The sequence below is a fragment of the Streptomyces atratus genome (genome assembly GCF_040655115.1).
Classification (GTDB): domain Bacteria; phylum Actinomycetota; class Actinomycetes; order Streptomycetales; family Streptomycetaceae; genus Streptomyces; species Streptomyces atratus_D.
The window spans coordinates 1-24379 of the sequence record NZ_JBFAJH010000078.1; the positions used below are offsets into that span (position 1 = coordinate 1).

General features: G+C 69.5%; 13 protein-coding genes and 1 tRNA gene. 4 read left to right on the top strand and 10 right to left on the bottom strand.

Annotated features, from left to right (window positions below; genetic code table 11):
* Positions 1-112: 112 nt before the first annotated feature.
* Positions 113-4780: a DEAD/DEAH box helicase gene (locus tag AB0I23_RS38740; protein ID WP_359117404.1), complete on the top strand. Its 4668-nt coding sequence runs from the start codon at positions 113-115 to the stop codon at positions 4778-4780.
* A 79-nt stretch (positions 4781-4859) separates the two neighbouring features.
* Positions 4860-5690, top strand: a complete 831-nt coding sequence (locus tag AB0I23_RS38745) for a DNA-formamidopyrimidine glycosylase family protein (protein ID WP_359117407.1) — start codon at positions 4860-4862, stop codon at positions 5688-5690.
* Here the strand turns inward: AB0I23_RS38745 and AB0I23_RS38750 are convergent.
* From AB0I23_RS38750 to AB0I23_RS38790, 9 genes are all read right to left on the bottom strand, one after another.
* Entirely contained in the window at positions 5685-5999 is a 315-nt protein-coding gene (locus AB0I23_RS38750) for a hypothetical protein (RefSeq protein ID WP_359117409.1), read from the bottom strand. The genes AB0I23_RS38745 and AB0I23_RS38750 overlap by 6 nt on opposite strands.
* A 481-nt stretch (positions 6000-6480) precedes the next feature.
* Complete coding sequence (locus tag AB0I23_RS38755; protein ID WP_037701456.1) at positions 6481-6864, bottom strand: helix-turn-helix domain-containing protein; 384 nt, start codon at positions 6862-6864, stop codon at positions 6481-6483.
* 109 nt (positions 6865-6973) lie between these two features.
* Positions 6974-7483: a CinA family protein gene (locus AB0I23_RS38760; RefSeq protein ID WP_359117412.1), complete on the bottom strand. Its 510-nt coding sequence runs from the start codon at positions 7481-7483 to the stop codon at positions 6974-6976.
* Positions 7480-8184 carry a CDP-diacylglycerol--glycerol-3-phosphate 3-phosphatidyltransferase gene (gene pgsA / locus AB0I23_RS38765; protein ID WP_359117414.1) on the bottom strand — a complete coding sequence of 235 codons (705 nt, stop codon included), beginning with the start codon at positions 8182-8184 and terminating at the stop codon, positions 7480-7482. Before pgsA ends, AB0I23_RS38760 begins: the two co-directional genes overlap by 4 nt.
* Positions 8181-9659, bottom strand: a complete 1479-nt coding sequence (gene rimO, locus AB0I23_RS38770) for a 30S ribosomal protein S12 methylthiotransferase RimO (RefSeq protein ID WP_359117417.1) — start codon at positions 9657-9659, stop codon at positions 8181-8183. Before rimO ends, pgsA begins: the two co-directional genes overlap by 4 nt.
* A gap of 123 nt (positions 9660-9782) precedes the next feature.
* Complete coding sequence (locus tag AB0I23_RS38775; protein ID WP_359117420.1) at positions 9783-10580, bottom strand: helix-turn-helix domain-containing protein; 798 nt, start codon at positions 10578-10580, stop codon at positions 9783-9785.
* Positions 10581-10784: 204 nt separating this feature from the next.
* Positions 10785-13547, bottom strand: a complete 2763-nt coding sequence (locus AB0I23_RS38780) for a DNA translocase FtsK (RefSeq protein WP_359117421.1) — start codon at positions 13545-13547, stop codon at positions 10785-10787.
* 164 nt (positions 13548-13711) lie between these two features.
* A complete protein-coding gene (locus AB0I23_RS38785) occupies positions 13712-14389 on the bottom strand; it encodes a response regulator (RefSeq protein WP_359117424.1) in 678 nt (225 codons plus the stop codon).
* A 243-nt stretch (positions 14390-14632) separates the two neighbouring features.
* Positions 14633-20062: a HAMP domain-containing protein gene (locus AB0I23_RS38790; protein WP_359117427.1), complete on the bottom strand. Its 5430-nt coding sequence runs from the start codon at positions 20060-20062 to the stop codon at positions 14633-14635.
* Positions 20063-20475: 413 nt separating this feature from the next.
* Between AB0I23_RS38790 and AB0I23_RS38795 the strand changes: the two genes are divergently transcribed.
* Complete coding sequence (locus AB0I23_RS38795) at positions 20476-23091, top strand: SpoIIE family protein phosphatase (RefSeq protein WP_359117430.1); 2616 nt, start codon at positions 20476-20478, stop codon at positions 23089-23091.
* 41 nt (positions 23092-23132) lie between these two features.
* Positions 23133-24038, top strand: coding sequence for an oxidoreductase (locus AB0I23_RS38800; protein WP_359117433.1), 906 nt, complete (start codon positions 23133-23135; stop codon positions 24036-24038).
* A 44-nt stretch (positions 24039-24082) separates the two neighbouring features.
* On the opposite strand, the gene AB0I23_RS38805 is transcribed toward AB0I23_RS38800, so the two are convergent.
* Positions 24083-24155: transfer RNA gene (locus AB0I23_RS38805), tRNA-Thr, on the bottom strand.
* Between the last annotated feature and the right edge of the window lie 224 nt (positions 24156-24379).

The window sequence follows — 24379 nt, forward strand, 5'->3', positions numbered from 1 at the left end:
GGACAGAACAACCGGAGGACAGCCCAGCAGGGCGTCAGTCAGTGGTGGAGCCACGACCACCGGAACCCACTTACGAGTATCAATGTCAGTGGTCGGGTGCACGATGGGGGACATGGCCGGCTCTGCACTCGATTCGTTCTCCCCCGCCACCCGCAGCTGGTTCGCGGGTGCCTTCAGCGCGCCGACGTCCGCGCAGGAGGGCGCCTGGCGGGCGATCGGCGAGGGCTCGGACGTGCTGGTCGTCGCGCCCACCGGATCGGGCAAGACGCTCGCCGCGTTTCTCGCCGCACTTGACCGGTTGGCAGCCGTCCCGCCGCCCGCCGAGACGAAGAAGCGCTGCCGCGTGCTGTACGTATCGCCGCTCAAGGCCCTCGCGGTCGATGTGGAGCGCAACCTCCGCTCGCCGCTGACCGGCATCCGCCAGGAATCGGTACGCCTCGGGCTCCCCGAGCCCGACGTCCGGGTGGGCATCCGGTCCGGCGACACCCCGCCCGCCGAGCGCCGTGCCATGGCGACCCGCCCGCCGGACATCCTGATCACCACTCCCGAGTCGCTGTTTCTGATGCTGACGTCGTCGGCGCGCGAGGCCCTGTCGGGGATCGAGACGGTGATTCTGGACGAGGTGCATGCCGTCGCCGGTACGAAGCGGGGCGCCCATCTCGCCGTATCGCTGGAGCGCCTCGACGAGCTGCTGCCGCGTCCCGCGCGGCGGATCGGTCTGTCGGCAACGGTCCGTCCGGTCGACGAGGTCGCGCGGTTCCTCTCCCCGCAGCGGAAGGTGGAGATCGTCCAGCCGCCGTCCACCAAGCGGTTCGATCTCTCGGTGGTCGTGCCGGTGGAGGATCTGGGCGAGCTCGGCGGTTCCCCCGCCACGGACCCGGACCAGGCGGGCCAGGCGGAGAAGCCGTCGATCTGGCCTCATGTCGAGGAGCGGATCGCCGATCTCGTCCAGGCACATCGCTCGACCATCGTCTTCGCCAACTCCCGCCGTCTCGCGGAGCGGTTGTGCAACCGGCTCAACGAGATCGCGTACGAGCGGGCCACCGGCGAGACGATGCCGGAGGCCCACTCCCCCGCCGAGATCATGGCCGAGTCCGGTGCGGCGAAGGGCGCCCCCGCGCTGCTCGCCCGTGCCCACCACGGTTCCGTCTCCAAGGAGCAGCGCGCCCAGGTCGAGGAGGACCTCAAGGCGGGCCGGCTGCCCGCCGTGGTCGCCACCTCCAGCCTGGAGCTGGGCATCGACATGGGCGCGGTCGATCTGGTGGTCCAGGTGGAGTCGCCGCCGTCGGTCGCCTCCGGGCTGCAGCGGGTCGGCCGTGCCGGCCACCAGGTCGGCGCGGTCTCCACCGGAGTGGTGTTCCCGAAGTACCGGGGCGATCTGGTGCAGGCGGCGGTGGTCACCGAGCGGATGCGCACGGGCTCGATCGAGGCGCTCCGGATTCCGGCGAACCCGCTGGACGTGCTGGCCCAGCAGCTCGTCGCCATGGTCGCCCTGGACACCTGGCAGGTGGACGACCTGCTGGCCGTGACCCGCCGCGCGGCCCCCTTCGCCTCGCTCCCGGAGTCGGCGTTCACGGCCGTGCTGGACATGCTGGCGGGCCGCTATCCCTCCGATGCCTTCGCGGAGCTGCGTCCGCGCGTGGTCTGGGACCGCGTCGCAGGTACGGTCACGGGCCGCCCCGGCGCCCAGCGGCTCGCCGTCACTTCCGGCGGCACGATCCCCGACCGCGGGCTCTTCGGGGTCTTCCTCGCCGGGGCCGATCCCAAGAAGGGCGGCGGTCGGGTCGGCGAGCTGGACGAGGAGATGGTGTACGAGTCCCGGGTCGGCGATGTCTTCACCCTGGGCACCACATCCTGGCGGATCGAGGACATCACTCGCGACCGGGTCCTGGTGTCGCCCGCCCCGGGCGTTCCGGGACGGCTGCCGTTCTGGAAGGGCGACCAGCTGGGCCGCCCGCTGGAGCTCGGCCGCGCGCTGGGCGCGTTCCTCCGCGAGATCGGCGGGCTGTCGCCCGAGGACGCCAGATCGCGGCTGCTCGCTGCCGGTCTCGACACCTGGGCCGCGGACAACGTCCTGTCGTACATCGACGAACAGCGCGCCGCCTGCGGTCACGTCCCCGACGACCGGACCATCCTCGTCGAGCGCTTCCGCGACGAGCTGGGCGACTGGCGGGTCGTCGTGCACTCCCCGTTCGGCGCGCAGGTCCATGCCCCGTGGGCGCTGGCTCTGAGTGCGCGCCTCGCCGAGCGGTACGGCATGGATGCCCAGGTGATGCATGCCGACGACGGCATCGTGCTGCGGCTCCCCGACGCCGACATGATGGGCCTGGACCTCCTGGATTTCGATCCGTCCTTCGATCCGTCCGAGGACCCGGTCCGGGAGTCGGCTCCCCCGCCCGCCGCGGCATACGACAGCGACCAACCTCCGGTCGGCGCCGCCGATGTCGCCTTCGACCAGGGCGAGATCAACCAGATCGTCACCGACCAGGTCGGCGGGTCGGCCCTGTTCGCCTCCCGCTTCCGCGAGTGCGCGGCGCGCGCCCTGCTGCTGCCCCGTCGCAGCCCCGGCAAGCGCACCCCGCTCTGGCAGCAGCGCCAGCGTGCTGCCCAGCTTCTCCAGGTGGCCTCCGAGTTCGGCTCCTTCCCGATTGTTCTCGAAGCGGTCCGCGAATGCCTTCAGGACGTCTTCGACGTCCCCGGGCTCGTGGAACTGATGGGCGACCTCGAAGCGCGCCGCGTCCGCCTGGTCGAGGTGACCACCCAGGAGCCCTCGCCCTTCGCCCGCTCGCTCCTCTTCGGCTATGTCGCGCAGTTCCTGTACGAGGGCGACTCGCCGCTGGCCGAGCGGCGGGCGGCCGCGCTCTCGCTGGACTCTCGTCTCCTCGCCGAGCTCCTCGGCCAAGCGGAACTGCGCGAGCTGCTCGACGCCGAGGTGCTGGGCGAGCTGCAGCAGGAGCTCCAGTGGCTGACCGAGGACCGCCGGATCAAGGACATCGAAGGCGTCGCCGATCTGCTGCGCGTCCTCGGCCCGCTCACCGACGCCGAGTTGGCCGAGCGCGGCGCCGAGCAGCCCTGGGCGGCGGAGCTGGCCTCGGCCCGCCGGGCCATCCGGGTCCGGATCGGCGGAGCCGATCACTGGGCGGCGATCGAGGACGCCGGCCGGCTGCGGGACGCACTGGGCACGGCCCTCCCCGTCGGCGTCCCGGAGGCGTTCACCGAACCGGTGAAGGACCCGCTCGGCGATCTGCTCGCCCGCTACGCCCGCACGCACGGCCCGTTCACCTCCACCCAGGCGGCTGCCCGCTTCGGTCTCGGTACTGCCGTCACGGACGGCGCGCTGCAGCGGCTCGCCGCGTCGGGCCGGATCGTGCAGGGCGAGTTCCACCCAGCCGGCATCGGCCAGGAGTGGTGTGACGCCACGGTGCTGCGCCGGCTCCGCCGCCGCTCGCTCGCCGCCCTTCGCCAGGAGCTGGAGCCGGTCCCGCCCGCCGCCCTCGCCGGCTTCCTTCCGCAGTGGCAGCATCTCGGGAACAACAGCCTGCGAGGAATCGACGGACTGGCCCGCGCCATCGAGCAGTTGCAGGGCGCTCCTGTCCCCGCGTCGGCGCTGGAGAAGCTGATCCTTCCGGGACGCGTCACGGGATACACCCCGGCCCTGCTCGACGAACTCACCACCACCGGCGAAGTGATCTGGGCCGGTGCGGGTGCTCTTCCCGGCAAGGACGGCTGGCTGTCCCTCTATCTCGCCGACAGCGCGCCCCTGCTCCTCCCGACCCCGCACCCTCTCGAACTCAGCGCGCTGCACGAGTCCGTCCTGACCGCGCTGAACGGCGGATACGGGCTGTTCTTCCGGCAGATCGCGGATCAGGTCCGCGCCACCACGCACCCGGACTGCACCGATCCGCAACTCGCCGACGCCCTCTGGGACCTGACCTGGTGCGGCCGGCTGACCAACGACACGCTGGCCCCGCTGCGCTCGCTCCTCGGCTCCGGACGTACGGCGGGATCGACGGCCCACCGCGCCAAGCGCAGCGTCCCACGCGGCCGTTACGGCTCGCTCACCGTCACGGCCCGCCCCGCATCGCGCACCGGTCCGCCCACCGTCTCGGGCCGTTGGTCCCTGCTGCCCCGGACCGAGCCCGATCCCACGCACCGCGCCCACGCCCTGGCCCGCACCCTCCTCGACCGGCACGGCGTGGTGACCCGTGGCGCGGTCCAGGCCGAAGGCGTCGAGGGCGGCTTTGCCGCGACGTATCGCATCCTTGCAGCCTTCGAGGACAACGGGCAGGCCCGCCGCGGCTATGTCGTCGAGGGGTTGGGGGCGGCCCAGTTCGCGATGGACGGCGCGGTCGACCGGCTCCGTGCCGTCTCCACCGCCCGCGACCGCACTGAACCGGGCTCGGCGCCCCGCGCCCTGGTTCTCGCGGCCGCCGACCCGGCCAATGCGTACGGCGCGGCCCTGTCCTGGCCCGAACCACCGGACGGCGCCGGACACAGACCGGGGCGCAAGGCAGGTGCTCTGGTGGTCCTGGTCGACGGCGAACTGACGCTGTACATGGAACGCGGCGGCAAGACGCTGCTCGCCTGGCCCACCGACCCGGAGGACCCCACGCTCCGGGCAGCGGCCGAGGCACTGGCCGGTGCAGCGCGCGCGGGGGCACTCGGCACGGTCACGGTGGAGCGCACCAACGGCGCCTCGTCCCTGACCTCGCCGCTGGGCCGCACGCTGGAGACAGCGGGATTCCACGCCACTCCACGAGGCCTCCGCCTGCGCGCGTGAGCCCCGCAACCCACACCGCCACGCACACACCCACCGACGCTCGCCCGCATGCCCACCCCGCACCGCGCATCATGGAGGTATGCCCGAAGGAGATACCGTCCTGCAGACCGCCGAGCGTCTGCACAACGCGCTGGCCGGTCAGACCCTCACCCACTCCGACCTGCGCGTCCCCCGTTTCGCCACCGCGGACCTCACGGGCCGGACCGTTCTCGACGTCACCCCGCGCGGCAAGCATCTCCTCACCCGGATCGAGGGTGGCCTCACCCTGCACAGCCATCTCGGAATGGACGGCGCCTGGCGCCTCTACGCTCCGCGCGAGCGCTGGCGCGGCGGCCCGGCCCACCAGATCCGCGCGGTCCTCTCCACCGCTCACCACACTGCGGTCGGCTACCGGCTCCCGGTTCTCGAACTCCTGCGCACACCCGACGAGGAGAAGACGGTCGGCCATCTCGGGCCCGATCTGCTGGGCCCCGGCTGGGACCCCGACACCGCCCTGCGCAACCTGCTGGCCGACCCCGCCCGCCCCCTCGGCGAGGCCCTCCTCGACCAGCGCAACCTGGCCGGTATCGGCAACATCTACAAGGCCGAGCTCTGTTTCCTCGCGCGCGCCACCCCCTGGCTCCCCGTCGGTGAGCTGCCCGCCGCCACCGCCGCCCGTCTGGTCACCACGGCCAAGCAGCTCCTCGAAGCCAACCGCGACCGCCCGGTCCGCACGACCACCCGCGCACAGCCCAACGGCTACGGCCCCCGTGAGCGTCTCTGGGTCTACGGCAGGACACACCGCCCCTGTCTGCGCTGCGGCACCCCCATCCGCACAGCGGATCAGGAGACCCGCCCCGCCTACTGGTGCCCCCGCTGCCAATCGGGCCCCACGTCCTGCATCTCGCATCCGACGCTTCGGCCTTCATGACCGGTCAGATCCTCCGTCCGAACGGCGGCGTCGCCATGCCCTGGTAGTACGCCAGGCCGTCTCGACACCGCGCACCCCGGCCACGCACCACGCGCCCGCGGCGGCACCGATCGTCTCCGCACGGGCCCTGATCGTTCCCACAGGCCGGACGCTCGCGGCCACATGGACGGGCAGGAGGCTGAGCCCCCATCCGCCGGCCGTCACCGCGCCCTCGACCAGCCCGGCACGTTCCGGCTGAAGGACCAGCCGGAGCACGGCCCACCACCACACCCCACCGAGAACGAGCGCGGGCACCCATCTCCCTACCATGGCTGCCTCCTCCGGCCGAACCTAGTCCGGCCCGATCGCCCAGCGGGAGGGCGTACCGGCGCAGTACCGGCGCGCATGTCCGGGGCGGACACCGTTACGCGCTCTCCGTCTGACTCGTCCAGGCGTGTTGCCGCAGGTTCACGGCCCGAGCTGCGCACGGAACAGCACTCCGGAACCGATACCGCTCAGGCACTGCGCGATCTCGGTGACCGTGGTGTTCCTCTCTGCAGTCTCGCCCGGGACCACCGGAGCCGCATCCAGAACCTCCGGTGCGGCCGTCGAACGGCAGCCACTTCTCCGCAGTGGATGAGCTGAAGCGGTGCTTCGGACGCAGGGCGTCCTGAGGACGCAAGCTTCGTTGACCGGCGCACACATCCGGAACGGTGCGCAAGTCCCTGACGGCGGCGTCCGCACACACCAAAGCCCCGGCCGCCCCGCGAAGGGGCCGACCGGGGCTCTGATTCACACCGGACCGCGCGGGTCAGGCGGCGACGACATCCACCGCTTCCGCAGGTGCCTTGATCGTCACCCGTCCCGTCGGCACACCTGCCACCGACGTCACGGAGACGGAATTGAGCATCGGGCGCACCGGCACTGTCACCGGATCGCTGGCTGCTGCCGACTCGGCCAGCTCAGCCAGCGACAGCTCATCGCTCACTTCACGCATGAGTTCGGACATCCGTACGTCAAGCGCGTCGCAAATGGCGGAGAGCAGCTCGGAGGATGCCTCCTTCTGCCCCCGCTCCACCTCGGAGAGATAGCCGAGCGAGACTCGGGCGGACGAGGAGACTTCGCGCAGAGTACGGCCTTGGCGCTGGCGCTGCCGACGCAGCACGTCACCAAGCAGGCGACGGAGCAGAATCATCGGTGGCTCCCTCCTCGGACCGCGTAGCCGCATCCTTCACGCCCCACCGTACCGCCTCGCGCTGCGGCCGTGCGGGGAGCGATGTCGTGTTCACTCAGGGCTGCAAACATCAATTCCCCCCGTTCTGTTCCGTATCCTGTGCGCTCGCATTGTCGCCGAGTTCTCCGGAGAGCAGTTCGAGCAGGCTCCGTACGCTCTCTCTACGGATGTCCGCCCGGTCACCGTTCAACCTGAGCGCGGCCACTTTCTCCACGCCGTCCGGCCCTGCCACGGCGACGTAGACCGTTCCCACCGGTTTTCCGTCCTGTGCATCGGGTCCCGCGACGCCGGTGGTCGCCACCCCCCAGTCTGCACCGAGAAGCCGTCGGACACCGATCGCCATCTGCCGTGCAACCTCCGGATCCACTGCACCGCGCGCTGCCAGCAGGGCCCCGTCCACGGTCAGCACATCCCGCTTCAGGGGCGTCGCGTACGCCGTCACGGACCCGCGGAAGGAGCGCGAGGCGCCGGGTACGGAGGTGAGTTCCGCCGCGACCAGGCCGCCGGTCAGCGACTCGGCGACGGCGAGGGTCTCCCCTCGCCGTACGAGCTGCCGCAGCACCCGGGCCGCGGCAGTCACCGCTCGGCCTCCGCCGGACCACGGGCTCCGGACGTCTCGACAGCCGCCGCTGCGGCCCGTTCGGCCGCCAGCCCCTGGCGTCGCAGCACGACGGCCTGACGCACGTAGTCGAGTCCGGTGACGACCGTCAGCACGACGGCCACCGCCATCACCCAGAAGCGCAGTGTGGCGAGCGGGCCGGTCAGCGCCAGGACGTACATCCCGACGGCGGTCCCCTGCGCCAGTGTCTTCATCTTCCCGCCGCGACTGGCCGGGATCACCGCATGCCGGATCACCCAGAACCGCATCAGCGTGATGCCGATCTCGCGGAAGAGAATCACTCCGGTGACCCACCACGGCAGATCACCGAGGTACGACAGGCAGATCAGCGCGGCCCCCATGATCGCCTTGTCGGCGATCGGGTCGGCGATCTTCCCGAAGTCGGTGACCAAGTTGTACGTGCGCGCCAGATGACCGTCGAAGAGGTCGGTGATCATGGCGATGGCGAACGCCGCCCAGGCGAAGGACCGCCATGCGGGGTCGTAGCCACCGTTGTGGAGCAGCAGCACGACGAAGCCCGGCACCAGCAGCAACCGCGCCATGGTGAGGATATTGGCGATGTTCCACAGGCTGGCCTGGTTGACGGCCGCAGCGCCCAGCTTGCCGCCACGGACCGGCTTCGCGCCGGAACCGCCCGGCGCGGATGCCGGGACTCCCGTCATCTGGCTGCCTCCGCAAGCTCGGAGCACTCGGCCACCAGGTCCACTCCTTCGGTGCCCACCACCTTTGCCTCGACCATACGGCCCGGCACGAGACCCTCGCGTGCGGTGAAGAGCACCTGGCCGTCCGTTTCGGGTGCCTGGTGCGCAGCACGCCCCACCGCGCGCGGCTCGTCCTCGGTGGGGTCTACGGACTCGACCAGCACCTGCAGGGACTCCCCGAGCCGCTCCTCGGCGCGCTGCGAGGTCAGCTCCTCGGCCAGCTGCGAGATGTGCGAGAGCCGCTCCGCAATGACGTCGGCGTCCAGCTTGTTGTCGTAACCGACCGCCTCGGTGCCCTCCTCGTCGGAGTACCCGAAGACGCCGATCGCGTCGAGCCGCGCACCTGTGAGGAAGCGTTCCAGCTCGGCGAGGTCCGCCTCGGTCTCCCCGGGGAAGCCCACGATGAAGTTCGACCGCGCACCGGCCTGCGGCGCCTTGCTGCGGATGGTCTCCAGGAGCTCCAGGAAGCGGTCGGTGTCCCCGAAGCGGCGCATCGCGCGCAGCACGCCGGGGGCGGAGTGCTGGAAGGAGAGGTCGAAGTACGGGGCGACCTTCGGCGTCGAGGTCAGTACGTCGATCAGACCGGGCCGCATCTCGGCGGGCTGCAGGTAGCTGACCCGGATCCGCTCGATCCCGTCGACGTCGGCGAGCTCCGGCAGCAGCGTCTCCAGCAGCCGGATGTCGCCGAGGTCCTTGCCGTACGAGGTGTTGTTCTCGGAGACCAGCATGACCTCCTTGACGCCCTGCTCGGCCAGCCATCGGGTCTCCTGCAGGACGTCCGAGGGGCGCCGCGAAATGAAGGAGCCGCGGAAGGAGGGGATGGCGCAGAAGGAACAGCGGCGGTCGCAGCCGGAAGCGAGCTTCACCGAAGCGACCGGACTGGTGCCCAGCCGGCGGCGCAAGGGCGCGCGCGGCCCGGAGACCGGAGCAACCCCGTCCGGGAGGTCCGCGGGGGCCGGGGCGGCCTCCTGCGCGTGTCCGGGCAGCGCGACGGCGGCGTCCTGCCGCTCGGCCGGGCTGATCGGCAGCAACTTGCGCCGGTCACGCGGCGTGTGGGAGGCGTGGATGCCCCCGTTGAGGATGGTCTGGAGGCGGTCGGAGATGTCGGCGTAGTCGTCGAATCCGAGGACTCCGTCGGCTTCCGGCAGGGCTTCGGCAAGGTCCTTGCCGTAGCGCTCGGCCATGCAGCCGACGGCGACCACGGCCTGGGTCCGGCCGTGGTCCTTCAGATCGTTGGCTTCGAGAAGAGCGTCGACGGAGTCCTTCTTGGCGGCCTCGACGAATCCACAGGTGTTGACGACGGCGACATCAGCGTCGGAGGCGTCCTCGACGAGCTCCCAGCCGTCCGCTGCCAAGCGGCCTGCGAGCTCCTCCGAGTCCACCTCGTTACGGGCGCAGCCAAGAGTGACAAGGGCGACGGTACGGCGTTCGGGCATGGGCTCAAGACTACTTTGTCCTGGCACTGGCCCCGCCGAGCAGGGTTCCCCTGTGACAGCGAGTAACAACGGGACGAGCGCCCGGCTGGACAGCCGGGCGCTCGTGTCACTAAGTGCTGTCGGTCAGCCGACCTCGGGGTCGCCCTTCGTGTACGTGAGCCGTTCGACCTGACCCGGCTGGAACTTGTCCTCGACCTTCTTGCCGTTGACGAAGAGCTCGATCGAACCGGCGTCTCCGAGGACGAGGTCGACGCGCTCCTTGTCCTGGAAGGTCTTGGACTCGCCCTTCTGCAGCAGACCGTCGAAGAGCATCCGCCCGTTGTGGTCCTTGGCGGAGATCCAGCTCTTGCCCTGAGTGGCGCTGAGCTTGACGGTCACCTTGTCCCGCGGGGCCGCGGCGATGGCGCTGTCGGAGGGTACGGGCTTGGGGTCGGTGGTCTTGGTGGGCTTGGGCTTGGGACTGGTCGTGTTGGGCGTCGAGCCCTCCGCGACCCGGGTGGTCGCACCGCCGTCGTCGCCCTTGAAGAAGGTGAAGCCGACGAAGCCGACGACGACGACGATCGCCGCGACCATGGCCGCGGTCCAATTGGGCCGACGGGGATCGGAACGGATCCGTTCGGCTTCGAACAGCGGCGCCGCCGGTGTGGGCGCGGGACGGCCGCCGTGCTCGCCGTCGTACTGCGAAACGAGCGGTTCCGGATCGATGCCGACGGCACGCGCCAACGTTCGGATATGGCCGCGGGCGTACACGTCGCCGCCGCAGCGGGTGAAGTCGTCCTCTTCGATCGCGTGCACGATGGGGATGCGCACCCGGGTGGACGAGCTGACCTCTTCGACCGTGAGACCTGCGGCGATTCGAGCCTGCTGGAGCACTCGACCGATCGAAGGCCGGTCGTCTTCGGGGGAGTTGCCGATGGACACGGGGGCGCCTTTCGAGCGTGAGCCACCTGCTGGATGTTCAGTCTAGGGGGGGTACGAAAGGATGGGGCAACCGGGAGGGAGGACTTTGTACGCCATCAGATTCGAACACAGTCCTATTCACCGGACCGCTCCGTGGAAGTACATTCTGCTGTCCCTCCAGTCAAATTGACGTACGACCCGACGAAACGGTTGCTCTTCCCACCCTTACGAAGCGGTTTCCCCGCGGATCTGGGCCAACACCCCGTCCAGCTCGTCCGGTTTCACCATGACGTCGCGCGCCTTGGATCCCTCGCTCGGCCCAACGATGTTCCGCGACTCCATGAGGTCCATCAGCCGGCCTGCCTTGGCGAAGCCGACCCGCAGCTTGCGCTGGAGCATCGAGGTGGACCCGAACTGGGTGGAGACGACCAGTTCGGCGGCCTGGCAGAGCAGATCGAGGTCGTCGCCGATATCCTCGTCGATCTCCTTCTTCTTCCCGGTGCCGACCACCACGTCCTCACGGAAGACCGGCGCCATCTGATCCTTGCAGTGCTGGACGATGGCCGCGACCTCGCCCTCGGTGACGAAGGCGCCCTGCATGCGCGTGGGCTTGTTGGCGCCCATAGGCAGGAACAGTCCGTCACCCTTTCCGATGAGCTTCTCGGCGCCGGGCTGGTCCAGGATCACGCGGCTGTCGGCGAGCGACGAGGTCGCGAAGGCGAGCCGGGAGGGCACGTTCGCCTTGATCAGACCGGTGACGACGTCGACCGAGGGCCGCTGGGTCGCAAGCACCAGGTGGATACCGGCGGCGCGCGCCAGCTGGGTGATGCGGACGATGGCGTCCTCGACGTCGCGCGGAGCAACCATCATCAGGTCCGCGAGCTCGTCGACGATCACCAGGAGATACGGGTACGGCGAGAGTTCGCGCTCGCTGCCTTCCGGCGGCTTGACCTTGCCGTTGCGCACGGCCTGGTTGAAGTCGTCGATGTGCCGGTAGCCGAACGCGGCGAGGTCGTCGTACCGGAGGTCCATCTCCCGTACGACCCATTGGAGGGCCTCGGCGGCGCGCTTCGGGTTGGTGATGATCGGCGTGATCAGGTGCGGGATGCCCTCGTACGCAGTCAGTTCGACGCGCTTGGGGTCGACCAGCACCATCCGCACATCGTCCGGGGTCGCCCGCACCATGACCGAGGTGATCAGGCAGTTGATGCAGGACGACTTGCCGGAACCCGTCGCACCGGCCACCAGCACGTGCGGCATCTTCGCGAGGTTGGCCGTCACATAGCCGCCCTCGACGTCCTTGCCGAGCGCGACCAGCATCGGGTGGTCGTCCTCGGCCGCGTCCGCGAGACGCAGCACGTCGCCGAGGTTGACCATCTCACGGTCGGTGTTGGGGATCTCGATGCCGACGGCGGACTTCCCCGGGATCGGCGAGATGATCCGGACGTCCGGGCTGGCGACGGCGTACGCGATGTTCTTGGCCAGCGCGGTGATCCGCTCGACCTTCACGGCCGGGCCGAGCTCCACCTCGTACCGCGTCACCGTCGGCCCGCGGGTGAAGCCGGTGACAGCGGCGTCGACCTTGAACTCGGTGAAGACGTTGGTCAGGGAGGCGACGATCGCGTCGTTGGCGGCGCTCCGGGTCTTGCCCGGACCGCCGCGTTCCAGCAGATCGAGCGAGGGCAGCGCGTACGTGATGTCGCCGGAGAGCTGCAGCTGCTCGGCGCGGGCCGGCAACGGCTGGGACTGCGACGGATCCGGGGCGGGCTTCGTCAGATCGGGTACACCACCGGAAGCCGCCGCGCCCCTCCCCGCCCCGGTGCCCGGCTCCGCCTCCCGCGCGCCGGGCACCGGGTTGGCGGAGCGCTCGCGGTCACGCTCGACGGAGACGCCCTGGGTGAGGTCGGCGACGACCGCCGAGGGCGGCATGCCGTTGAGCACGGCGCCGTCGAGCGCAGCCGCCGCGGCCGCGGCGACATCCACCGCATCCATGGTCCGGTTCATCGCAGGCTGCACGGACGGCCTGCGAGGCCTGCGGCGCTTGGAGAGCGCCTCGGCCTCCGCCTGCTCGGGGGCGTACTCCTCGGGCACCTCGGAGCGGCGTACGGAGGAGCGCCGCGAGCGGGCGGGAAGCGCGTCGCGCCACTGCTCGTCGTACCGCTCGTCGTCACTCTCGTCCTCCGCCTCCGGGACGTACACCGGGTCGACGATTCCCAGCCTGGAGCCGAGCAGCCGCAACCGCTGCGGAATCGCGTTCACCGGGGTCGCGGTGACGACGAGCAGGCCGAAGACGGTGAGCAGCAGGAGCAGCGGTACGGCGAGGACGTCGCCCATGGTGAAGACCAGCGGTTGGGAGGCGGCCCAGCCGATGAGTCCGCCGGCGTCCTGCATCGCCTCGGTGCCGTCCCCCCGGCCGGGCGATCCGCACGCGATGTGAACCTGCCCGAGCACACCGATGACCAGGGCGGAGAGGCCGATGACGATTCGGCCGTTGGCCTCGGGCTTCTCGGGGTGGAGGATCAACCGTACGGCGATGGCGCCGAGCAGTATCGGCACGAGCAGATCGAGCCGCCCGAAGGCGCCGGTGACAAGCATCTCGACGAGGTCGCCGACGGGACCCCGCAGATTCGACCACGTGCCTGCGGCCACCACCAGTGCGAGGCCGAGCAGCAGCAGTGCGACGCCGTCCTTGCGGTGTGCGGGATCGAGTCCCTTGGCACCGCGCCCCATACCTCGGAACATCGCGCCGACGGCATGCGCCGCACCGAGCCAGACGGCGCGCACCAACCGGTACACACCCCCGGTGGGAGACGGTGCGGGCCTGGGCGCAGCCGCCTTCTTGGCCGAGGCCTTCTTCGCGGGTGCGGTCTTCTTCGCGGCGGTCTTCTTGGCGGGCGCGGCTTTCTTCACCGGGCCCCCGGTACGGCCGGGGCGCTTCGCGGTGCCCGCCGTGCCCTGGGAACCCTTGCCGGACGTACGTGAGGCCATGGTGCCGAGGTTACCGGTGTCGGCCGCCGTGAACACGTGCGCCTCTTGGTTCACCCGACCGTGTCGCCTTACAGAGGCCGGAAACTGACGCGCTCTCACCCGGGCTGGATCGAGCGGGGCCCCGAACCCGGTTTTTGGGACGGGGAGTTCGGCGAGCGGCCTCGTTATGAGGGAAGCGCCGCCGTGCCGGTTCCGGCGCCGGGCTCCAGCGCATCGAGCGCGCGCCGCAGCCCGGTCAGTTTCCGTTCGAGATGAGCCGCGGTGGCGACTGCGGCGACGTCCGCCGACTCGTCGTCGAGCTGCTTGGAGAGCGCCTCCGCCTGCTCCTCGCCGGCCGCGAGGCGCGCCGAGAGCTCGGCCAGCAGAGCGGCGGGCTCCTTCTCCCGGTCCGCGCCGGGGTGGCCGCCGCTCTCCAGCTGCAGCCGCAACAGTGCCGCCTGCTCACGCAACTGGCAGTTCTTCATGTACAGCTCGACGAAGACCGAGACCTTGGCGCGCAGCACCCAGGGGTCGAACGGCTTCGAGATGTAGTCCACCGCGCCGGCCGCGTAACCCCGGAAGGTGTGATGCGGGCCATGGTTGATCGCGGTGAGGAAGATGATCGGGATGTCCCGGGTCCGCTCCCGCCGCTTGATGTGCGCGGCGGTTTCGAAACCGTCCATGCCCGGCATCTGAACGTCCAGCAGAATGACCGCGAAATCGTCCGTGAGCAGCGCTTTGAGCGCTTCCTCCCCTGACGATGCCCGTACCAGCGTCTGATCGAGCGCAGAGAGGATGGCCTCCAGCGCCAGCAGATTCTCCGGCCGGTCATCGACCAGGAGGATCTTGGCCTTCTGCACCATGGCCCGTCCTCCTCGCCCCGGAATTGCACCGGGCGCCGCCCCAGGGGACGACTCCCTTACGCCGTCCGTCCTTGTGCCGGTCATGGTAACCGCACCCCGCCCGTCACCACACCCTGTCACCGCGATGTCACTGTGCACGTACGGAAAACGCGGTGGGAGACAAGAAGGTTCCCCGTCCACCGCGTTCTCACACCCCTTCGAGCACAGTCGATCAGCAACTTTCGCGATTCGCTCAAGCGGCGATCACTCTCCGCGCATCCACTGCTCCATGACGGAGAGCAGATGATCAGGATCGGCAGGCTTGGTGACATAGTCGGAAGCACCGGAGTCGATGGCCTTCTCCCGGTCCCCCTTCATCGCCTTCGCGGTCAGCGCGATGATGGGCAGCCCGGCGAACTGCGGCATCCTGCGGATCGCCGTCGTCGTCGCATAGCCGTCCATCTCCGGCATCATGATGTCCATCAGCACGATCGTCACATCGTCGTGCTGTTCCAGGACTTCGATGCCCTCGCGCCCGTTCTCCGCGTACAGCACCGAGAGCCCGTGCTGCTCCAGCACGCTGGTGAGCGCGAAGACGTTACGGATGTCGTCGTCGACGATCAGGACCTTCTCGCCGTTGAACCGGAAGACCCTGCGGACCTCGGGCTCCTCCTGGCCGGACTGGGCCAACGGCTCCTGAGCCGGCGCGGCCGGCTCGGTGTGCCCGGCACTCCTGGGCGGCAGCGCGGTCCGCCGTTCCGCCCCGCCGAGAGCCTTGCGACGCCGCCGGAACAGCCCCGCGGAACCGGCCGCGTCGTGCAGCGCCGTCCCGGAACCCGCCTCCGGGGCCAGACCGCTTCCGACCGCGGCGCCGTGCGACTCGACGGGACCGGGGCCGATCTGCGGGTAGCCCTGCGGCGGCAGCTCGCTGGGGTGCAGCGGCAGATACAGCGTGAAGGTCGAGCCGCGGCCCGGCTCGCTCGACGCATGGATCTCGCCACCCAGGAGCCGGGCGATCTCCCGGCTGATGGACAGCCCGAGCCCCGTACCGCCGTACTTGCGACTGGTCGTACCGTCCGCCTGCTTGAACGCCTCGAAGATCACCAGCATCTTGCTGGACGCGATCCCGATCCCGGTGTCGGTGACCGAGAACGCGATGAGATCGGCGTCGGCGTCGCGCAGCGAACCGGCTTCCAGGAGCTGCTCGCGGATGGCGTTCGGCACATCCGCGCCGGCAGGCCGGATCACCAGCTCGACGGCGCCGCTGTCGGTGAACTTCACCGCGTTGGAAAGAAGGTTCCGCAGCACCTGGAGGAGCCGCTGCTCGTCCGTGTGCAGCGTCGCGGGAAGCTCCGGTGACACCCGTACGGAGAAATCGAGCCCCTTCTCGGCGGTGAGCGGCCGGAAGGTCGCCTCGACGTAGTCGACCAGCTGGACCAGCGCGATCCTGGTCGGGCTGACGTCCATCTTGCCCGCCTCGACCTTCGACAGATCGAGGATGTCGTTGATCAGCTGCAGCAGGTCGGAACCTGCGCCGTGGATCGTCTCGGCGAACTCCACCTGCTTCGGGGAGAGGTTTCCCTCGGCGTTGTCCGCGAGCAGCTTGGCCAGGATGAGCAACGAGTTGAGCGGCGTGCGCAGCTCGTGCGACATGTTCGCCAGAAACTCGGACTTGTAGCGCATCGAGACCGCGAGCTGCTCGGCACGCTCCTCCAGGACCTGCCGCGCCTCCTCGATCTCGGTGTTCTTCACCTCGATGTCGCGGTTCTGCCGGGCCAGCAGTTCGGCCTTCTCCTCCAGTTCGGCGTTGGACGCCTGGAGCGCCTTCTGCCGGTTCTCCAGCTCCTCCGAGCGGTCGCGCAGCTGCTCGGTCAGCTCCTGCGACTGCTCAAGGAGCTTCTCCGTCTTGGTGTTGACGCTGATCGTGTTGACGCTCGTCGCGATCATCTCGGCGAGCTGGTTGAGGAAGTCCCGCTGAATGTGGGTGAACGGCTGGAACGAGGCCAGCTCGATCACGCCGAGGACCTGCCCCTCGAAGAGCACCGGCAGCACGATCACATGCGCCGGCGGTGCTTCGCCGAGGCCCGAGGAGATCTTCAGATAACCCGGCGGCACGTTGTCCACCTGGATCGTCCGCTTCTCCTCCGCCGCCGTACCGATGAGCGTTTCGCCGGGCCGGAAGGACGTCGGCATCGAGCCCGCGGAGTAGCCGTAGCTGCCCCGCATGCGGAGCACGTACGCGCCGTCCCGGTCGGCGTCCGCCACCACCGCGTCGGTGTCGCCGGTCGGCATGGCCAGGAAGAACGCCCCGTGCTGCGCCGAGACGACCGGGGTCAGCTCGCTCATGATCAGCGAGGCGACGTCGTCGAGATCGCGGCGTCCCTGCATCAGACCGGAGATCCGGGCGAGGTTGCCCTTGAGCCAGTCCTGCTCCTTGTTGGTGGCCGTGGTGTCGCGCAGGTTGGCGATCATCGTGTTGATGTTGTCCTGCAGGGCCTGGATCTCACCGGCGGCATCCACATCGATCTTGAGGTTGAGATCGCCGCGGGTCACCGCGGTGGCGACGGCCGCGATGGCCCGCACCTGACGGGTCAGGTTCCCGGCCATCTCGTTCACGGACTCGGTGAGATCGCGCCAGGTTCCGTCGACGTCCCGGACCCGCGCCTGGCCGCCCAGCTGCCCCTCGGTGCCCACCTCTCGGGCCACCCGGGTCACCTGCTCGGCGAAGGACGACAGTTGGTCGACCATCGTGTTGATGGTGTTCTTCAGCTCCTGGATCTCACCGCGCGCGTCGATGTCGATCTTCTTGGTGAGATCACCCTTGGCGATGGCGGTGGTGACCGTGGCGATCTGGCGCACCTGACCGGTCAGGTTGGACGCCATCGAGTTCACCGACTCGGTGAGGTCCTTCCACGTACCGGAGACGCCGGGCACCCGCGCCTGACCGCCCAACTCGCCCTCGGTACCCACCTCACGGGCGACTCGCGTCACCTCGTCGGCGAACGAGGACAGTGTCGTCACCATCGTGTTGACGGTGTCGGCGAGCTCCGCGACCTCGCCACGCGCCTCGACGGTGACCTTCTTGGTCAGATCGCCGTTGGCGACCGCGGACGAGACGCGGGAGATGTTCCGCACCTGGCTGGTCAGGTTGTTGGCCATCAGGTTGACGTTGTCGCTGAGGTCCTTCCAGATGCCGGTCGCGCCGCGCACCCGCGCCTGACCGCCCAGGATGCCCTCGGTGCCCACCTCACGGGCGACTCGCGTCACCTCGTCGGCGAAGTTGAGCAGCTGGTCGACCATCGTGTTGACGGTCGTCACCAGTTCGAGGATCTCGCCCTTGGCGTCGACGGTGATCTTCTTGGAGAGATCGCCCTTGGCGACCGCGGTGGTGACCTCGGCGATGTTGCGGACCTGCATGGTCAGGTTGTTCGCCATGCCGTTGACGGACTGGGTGAGGTCCTTCCACGTTCCGGACACGCCCTGCACCTCGGCCTGACCGCCGAGGATGCCTTCCGTACCCACCTCCCGGGCGACCCGTGTCACCTGCTCGGCGAAGTTCGAGAGCTGGTCCACCATCGTGTTGAGGGTGTTCTTCAGCTCCAGGATCTCGCCGCGGGCATCGACGTCGATCTTCTGCGACAGGTCACCACGCGCCACCGCGGTGGCGACCTGCGCGATGTTCCGGACCTGAGCGGTGAGGTTCCCCGCCATACCGTTCACCGAGTCGGTCAGATCGCGCCACACCCCGGCCACGCCAGGTACCTGCGCCTGGCCGCCGAGCCGCCCGTCCGTGCCCACCTCGCGGGCCACCCGCGTCACCTGCTCGGCGAAGGCGGAGAGCTGGTCGACCATCGTGTTGATGGTGTTCTTCAGTTCGAGGATCTCGCCGCGGGCGTCCACATCGATCTTCTGCGACAGATCGCCCCGGGCGACCGCCGTGGTCACCTGCGCGATCTGGCGCACCTGGGAGGTCAGGTTCCCCGCCATGAAGTTGACCGAGTCGGTGAGCTCCTTCCAGGTACCGGAGACGCCGTCGACCCGCGCCTGACCGCCGAGGCGGCCCTCCGTGCCCACGTCCCGCGCCATCCGGGTCACCTGGTCGGCGAAGGACGACAGCTGCGCCACCATCGTGTTGACGGTGTTCTTGAGCTCCAGCATCTCGCCGGCCACGTCCACGGTGACCTTCTGCGAGAGATCACCGTTCGCGACCGCGGTCGTCACCTGCGCGATGTCCCGCACCTGACCCGTCAGGTTCCGGAACGCCGTGTTCACCGAGTCGGTGAGGTCCTTCCACGTACCCGCCGCACCCGGCACCTCGGCCTGTCCGCCCAGCCGGCCCTCGACACCGACCTCCCGGGCGACCCGGGTCACCTCCGAACCGAAGGACTGGAGCTGGTCGACCATCGTGTTGACGGTGTTCTTGAGCTCCAGCATCTCGCCGGCCACATCCACGGTGACCTTCTGCGTCATGTCACCGCTGGCCACCGCCGTCGTCACCTGCGCGATGTCCCGCACCTGTGTGGTCAGGTTCCGGAAGACCGTGTTCACCGAGTCGGTGAGGTCCTTCCACGTACCCGCCGCACCCGGCACCTGCGCCTGACCGCCGAGCAGACCCTCGCCACCGACTTCGCTGGCCACCCGTGTCACTTCGTCCGCGAAGGTCCGCAGTGTCTCGGTCATCTGGTTGATGGTCTCGGCGAGCTGCGCCACCTCGCCGCGGGCGCTCACGGTGACCTTCTGCGACAGATCGCCGCTGGCGACCGCCGTCGTCACCTCGGCGATCCCGCGCACCTGCGAGGTGAGATTTCCGGCCATCGTGTTGACGGAGTCGGTGAGGTCCTTCCACACCCCGGCCACACCGGGCACCGTCGCCTGTCCGCCGAGCTCGCCCTCCGTGCCCACCTCACGGGCGACCCGGGTCACCTCGGAGGAGAACGAGGACAGCTGGTCGACCATCGTGTTGACGGTGTTCTTCAGCTGAAGCATCTCGCCGGCCACATGGACGGTGACCTTCCGCGACAGGTCGCCCTTGGCGACCGCCGTCGTCACCAGGGCAATGTCCCGCACCTGTGCGGTCAGCCGGTACGCCATGGTGTTGACGGAGTCCGTGAGGTCCTTCCAGGAACCGGACATACCGCGCACCTGGGCCTGTCCGCCCAGCTTGCCCTCGGTACCCACCTCGACCGCGACCCGCGTCACCTGCTCGGTGAACGCCGACAGCTGGTCGACCAGGTTGTTGACCGTACGGGCCACCTTCAGGAACTCGCCGCGCAGCGGTCGCACGGTGTCGTCGGCCGTGTGCGACCGGAGCTCCATCCGCTGCTCCAGATCACCGTCGGCCACCGCCGACAGCACCCGCCCGACCTCCGAGACCGGCCGCGCCAGGTCGTCGACCAGCTCGTTCGAGGCATTGATGGCCGCGGCCCAGGAGCCCTCGCAGGCCCCTGTCTCCAGGCGCTCGGTGAGCTTCCCCTCACGCCCGACCACGCGACGTACCCGGGCCAGCTCACCGGTGAGGTGGAGATTGCGGTCGGCGACTTCGTTGAAGACCGCCGCGATCTCCGCCATCGGCCCGTCGCCCGAGACGGTCAGACGCCTGCGGAAATTCCCGTCGCGCATCGCCACCAGACCACCCAGCAGTCTGTTGAGCGCCGCGGCGTCCACCTCGACGGTTCCATTGCGCTGTTTCCTCACGGACTGTCCGCCTTTTGTGCGCGTTTCTGATCCCCGCGCCGCCACGCCAGACTCCACCGTGTCCCTCCCGCAGGGGTTGACCGTATCGCTCGGGCCGTGCCTGGGAGCTTGCCCAGTTCCACATTGGCTCACCGCCACGGTCCACCGTCGACGGGTGACCATGCGGACGTCAAATCGTTGAAAGCTACCAGGCCGGAACTGATCGAGGTGGAACCTCCAACGGTTGTCCCGCATCTCTCCGTTGGGGAGACCACACTTGTCCGACCGCACACCGTTTCCTGCTCGTGCTTGCCCGAAGTCGGCCCTCGTGTACCCGACACCGAGACCGAGCGTCTAGCCTGGCAGGCGAATCGAAGTGGCAAGAAACGGGCACAGGACTCGGGGAAGCGACGAGACACCATATGGGGAGTGCTGTGATCACCGCGCGCGCGGCTGCCACCTTCGACCCGGTCGGGCGCTCCGTCGCGACCGCCCGCGCCTTTGTCCGTGACACCCTGCAGGGGTGGGGGTACACCGACATCGTCGACGACGCGGTCGTGCTCACCAGCGAGCTCGTGACCAACGCTGTGGTGCATGCAGGCACGGCCGCCGACGTGCTGTGCCTGCGTACGGAGGACGGCGTCCGGGTCGAGGTCTCCGACCACTATCCGGAGCGGGAGATCCCGCTCCAGAGCACCGGACTCGATTTCGGCAGCCCCGACCGTGAAGGCGGCCGCGGTCTGCTGCTCTGCGCGGCACTCGCTTCCCGATGGGGCGTCGAATACACCCCGGCGCACAAACACGTCTGGTTCCAGCTCGATCTTCCCGAGCGCCCGGTGGGCATCCGTTCCGCGGGCCCCTTGCTCCCCACCGAGCTCCTCCCGGTCGCGGACGACCGGGTCCGGGTCGCCGTCGTACAGATCGACCACTCCGGTTCCATCGCCGCGTGGAACGACGACGCCGCGTTCCTTTTCGGTCACGCCGCGGAACAGGTCAGCGGCAAACAGCTCACCGATTTCACCGCCTGGCCGCACACCCCCGGCACCAACACCGGAATCGCCGACGCGCTCCGGCTCTCCCGCTGGGAAGGCAGTTACGGTATCCGGGCCGCCGACGGCCGCACCATCCCCGTGTACGCCTCCCACCTCAGGGTCCGCGACACCCAGGGGGAACCCTCCACGGTCTGTCTGCTGGTCCGCGACTACGAACGTGCCGTGCTCCAGTCCCCGGTGCGCGCCCCGGTCACCGACGCGGGCTCCGAGAGCCGCACAACGGACCCCTTCGAGGTGTTCATCGGCTCCCCCGCCCCCGACGACCTCGACGGGCTGCTCCAGCGCACCGTCGAGCGGGCCCGCGACATGCTCGACGCGGATTCGGCCTTCCTGCTGCTGGCCACCGATGACGAGACCGAGTTGGAGGTCCGGGCCACGACCGGCCTCCCGTCCGCCCGTCAGCGCTTCGCCCGTGTCCCCGTGGAGGCAGGCAGCGGTCGGTACGGCTCCGCCCGGATGCCGGCCGTGCACGAAGACCTCACGGACGTCCCCGGTGCCGTGCCCCTGCTCGGCGACACCGGTATGCGGTCCGTCGTCACCGTCCCGCTGAAGGTCGAAGGACGCCTCACGGGGTCGCTGGGCGTCGCGGCGGAATCGCCCGGCCGGTACACCAACGAGGAGGCCCTGCGCCTCCAGTTCGCCGCGGACCGTATCGCGCTCGCCGTCGAATCGGCCCGCCTCGGCGAACTGGAACGGCTCCGCCGCGGTTCGCTGTCCTTCCTCGTCGAGGCGTCCGACCTGCTCGCCGGCACCCTGGACCGGGACCAGACCCTCGCCCTGATGGCCCAGATGACGGTCCCCACCCTGGCCACCTGGTGCGCCGTCTACACGATCGCCGACCAGTCCTCGGAGCCGTACCTCTCGTACGTGCTCCACGAGGACGAGGAGCTCATCGACGGCCTCAAGGCCCTCCTCTCGAAGATCTCCCCGCCGGACCCCGTGCCGACCCCCGGTGCCCGCGTCTGGGCCGCCCCCTCCGAGGCGGCCCACGAGGCGGCCCTGCGCGCCTCCATGCGCAGTCTCGCTCGTGACCAGTCCAACGGTCTCGGGTCCGGCATCCGTACGACACTGGCCACCGCGGCTGCGGTGGGCGGCGAGACAGTGGTCCTCCCTCTCGTCGCCCGCAACCGTGTCATCGGCATGCTGACGCTCGGCAAGCCGTCCGACGACCACTTCCGCCAGGAGATCCTCGAACTCGCCGAGGATCTCTCCCGCCGCGCCGCGCTCGCCCTCGACAACGCCCGCCTCTACTCGGAACGCATGGCGATCAGCCAGTCCCTCCAGCGCAGCCTGCTGCCCCCTGGCCTGCCCGACGTCCCCAATGTCGAGATCGAGGTCATCTACCGGGCCGCGGGCGAGGGCAACGAGGTCGGTGGCGACTTCTACGACGTCTTCCCGATCCGCGACGGCGCCTACGGCTTCGCCATCGGTGACGTCTGCGGTACGGGCCCGGAGGCCGCGGCCGTCACAGGACTGGCCCGCCACGCCCTGCGCCTGCTCGCCCGCGAGGGCTTCGGTGCTCCCGCCGTCCTGGAACGCCTCAATGCCGCGATCCTCGACGAGGGCTCCCGCAGCCGCTTTCTCACCTTGCTCTACGGGGAGCTGTGGCCCCAGGAGGACGGCAGCGCCCTGCTGAAGGTGGTGTGCGCCGGGCATCCCCTGCCCCTGCGCCTGCGCCAGGACGGCACGGTCGAAGCCGCGGCCGAACCGCAGCCGCTGCTGGGTGTCATCGAGGACCTCGAACTGTACGAACAGACCGTCACCCTCGACCCGGGCGACGTCCTGCTGTGCGTGACGGATGGAGTCACGGAACGCCGTGAAGGCACCCGCATGCTCGGCGACGACGGTCTGGCCGACGTGCTCACAGGATGTACGGGCCTGACGGCCGGGGCGGTGGCGGGCCGTGTCCTGCGGGCGGTGGAGCGTTTCGCCGCCGATCCCGCCTCCGACGACATGGCCATCCTGGCCATGCGTGTCCCCGAACCGCCCACCGTCTGACGGCGTTCCATCGGTGAGTCGCCTCTGACAGACTCCGGATCATGACCTCAGAGACGATCAACGCGGCTGCCGCGGGCACGTGGCAGCTCGGTGACCTCACCGTCAACCGCCTCGGTTTCGGCGCCATGCGCCTGACCGGCAGCGCCGCCTTCGACCTCGGTACGCCGAGCAACCGTGAGCAGTCGATCGGCGTGCTCCGGCGCGCAATCGAGCTCGGTGTGAACCACATCGACACCGCAGCCTTCTATTTCTCGTCGCTACGCTCCGCCAACGAGCTGATCAACCGGGCACTTGCGCCGTATCCCAAGGACCTGGTCATCACCACCAAGGTCGGCCCGGTCCGTGACCCGTCGGGCGCATGGCAGCCCCACGCGAGGCCGGAAGAGCTGCGCGGCCAGGTGGAGGAGAACCTGCGCCAACTGGGCCGCGATCACCTTGATGTGGTCAACCTCCGTCTCATGGGCCAGGATTCGGTCTCCGAGCACTTCGGAGCCCTGGCCGAACTTCGCGAGGCCGGCCTCATCCGCCACCTCGGCATCTCCAACATCAACCGTGAACACCTCGCCGAGGCACAGTCCGTGGCCCCGGTGGTCTGCGTACAGAACCGCTACGGCCTCCAGTCACGGTCCACGGATGCCGACGACATCCTGCGGCTCTGTGGAGAGCAGGGCATCGCGTTCGTGCCCTTCTTCGCCATCGCCGGCGAGGGCCGTGAGCAGGGGGCCGGTGCCACCGGCCGGAGCGGCGACGAGGTGGTGCACACGATCGCCCGCGCGCACAGCGCAACGGTCGCACAGGTCCGTCTGGCCTGGACCCTGCAACAAGGCCCGCACGTACTGGCCATCCCTGGGACCGGCAATCCGGACCACCTCGTGGAGAACGTGGCCTCGGCCGCACTGCGCCTTTCAGCAGACGAACTGGCGAACCTCGACTCGCTCCATGGGTAAAGCGAAAGACCCCCACCAGTGGTGAGGGCCTTTCGCTTTGACTGAGCCCCAATACGGAATCGAACCGTAGACCTTCTCCTTACCATGGAGACGCTCTACCGACTGAGCTATTGGGGCCTGCTGCGCTGCGGCAACGAGATAGAGCATACCCCGAACTCGGGGATATGCATAACCACGCGCGGCGAGGTCCGAAACGCCAGTCCCGAGACACAACGAGCGCCCCAGGGACGCGACAACGGCCGACCTCGTGAACGCAGAAAAGCCCCGCACCAGAGGTGCGGGGCTTTCCCGGAATAATTGTTCGGCGGCGTCCTACTCTCCCACAGGGTCCCCCCTGCAGT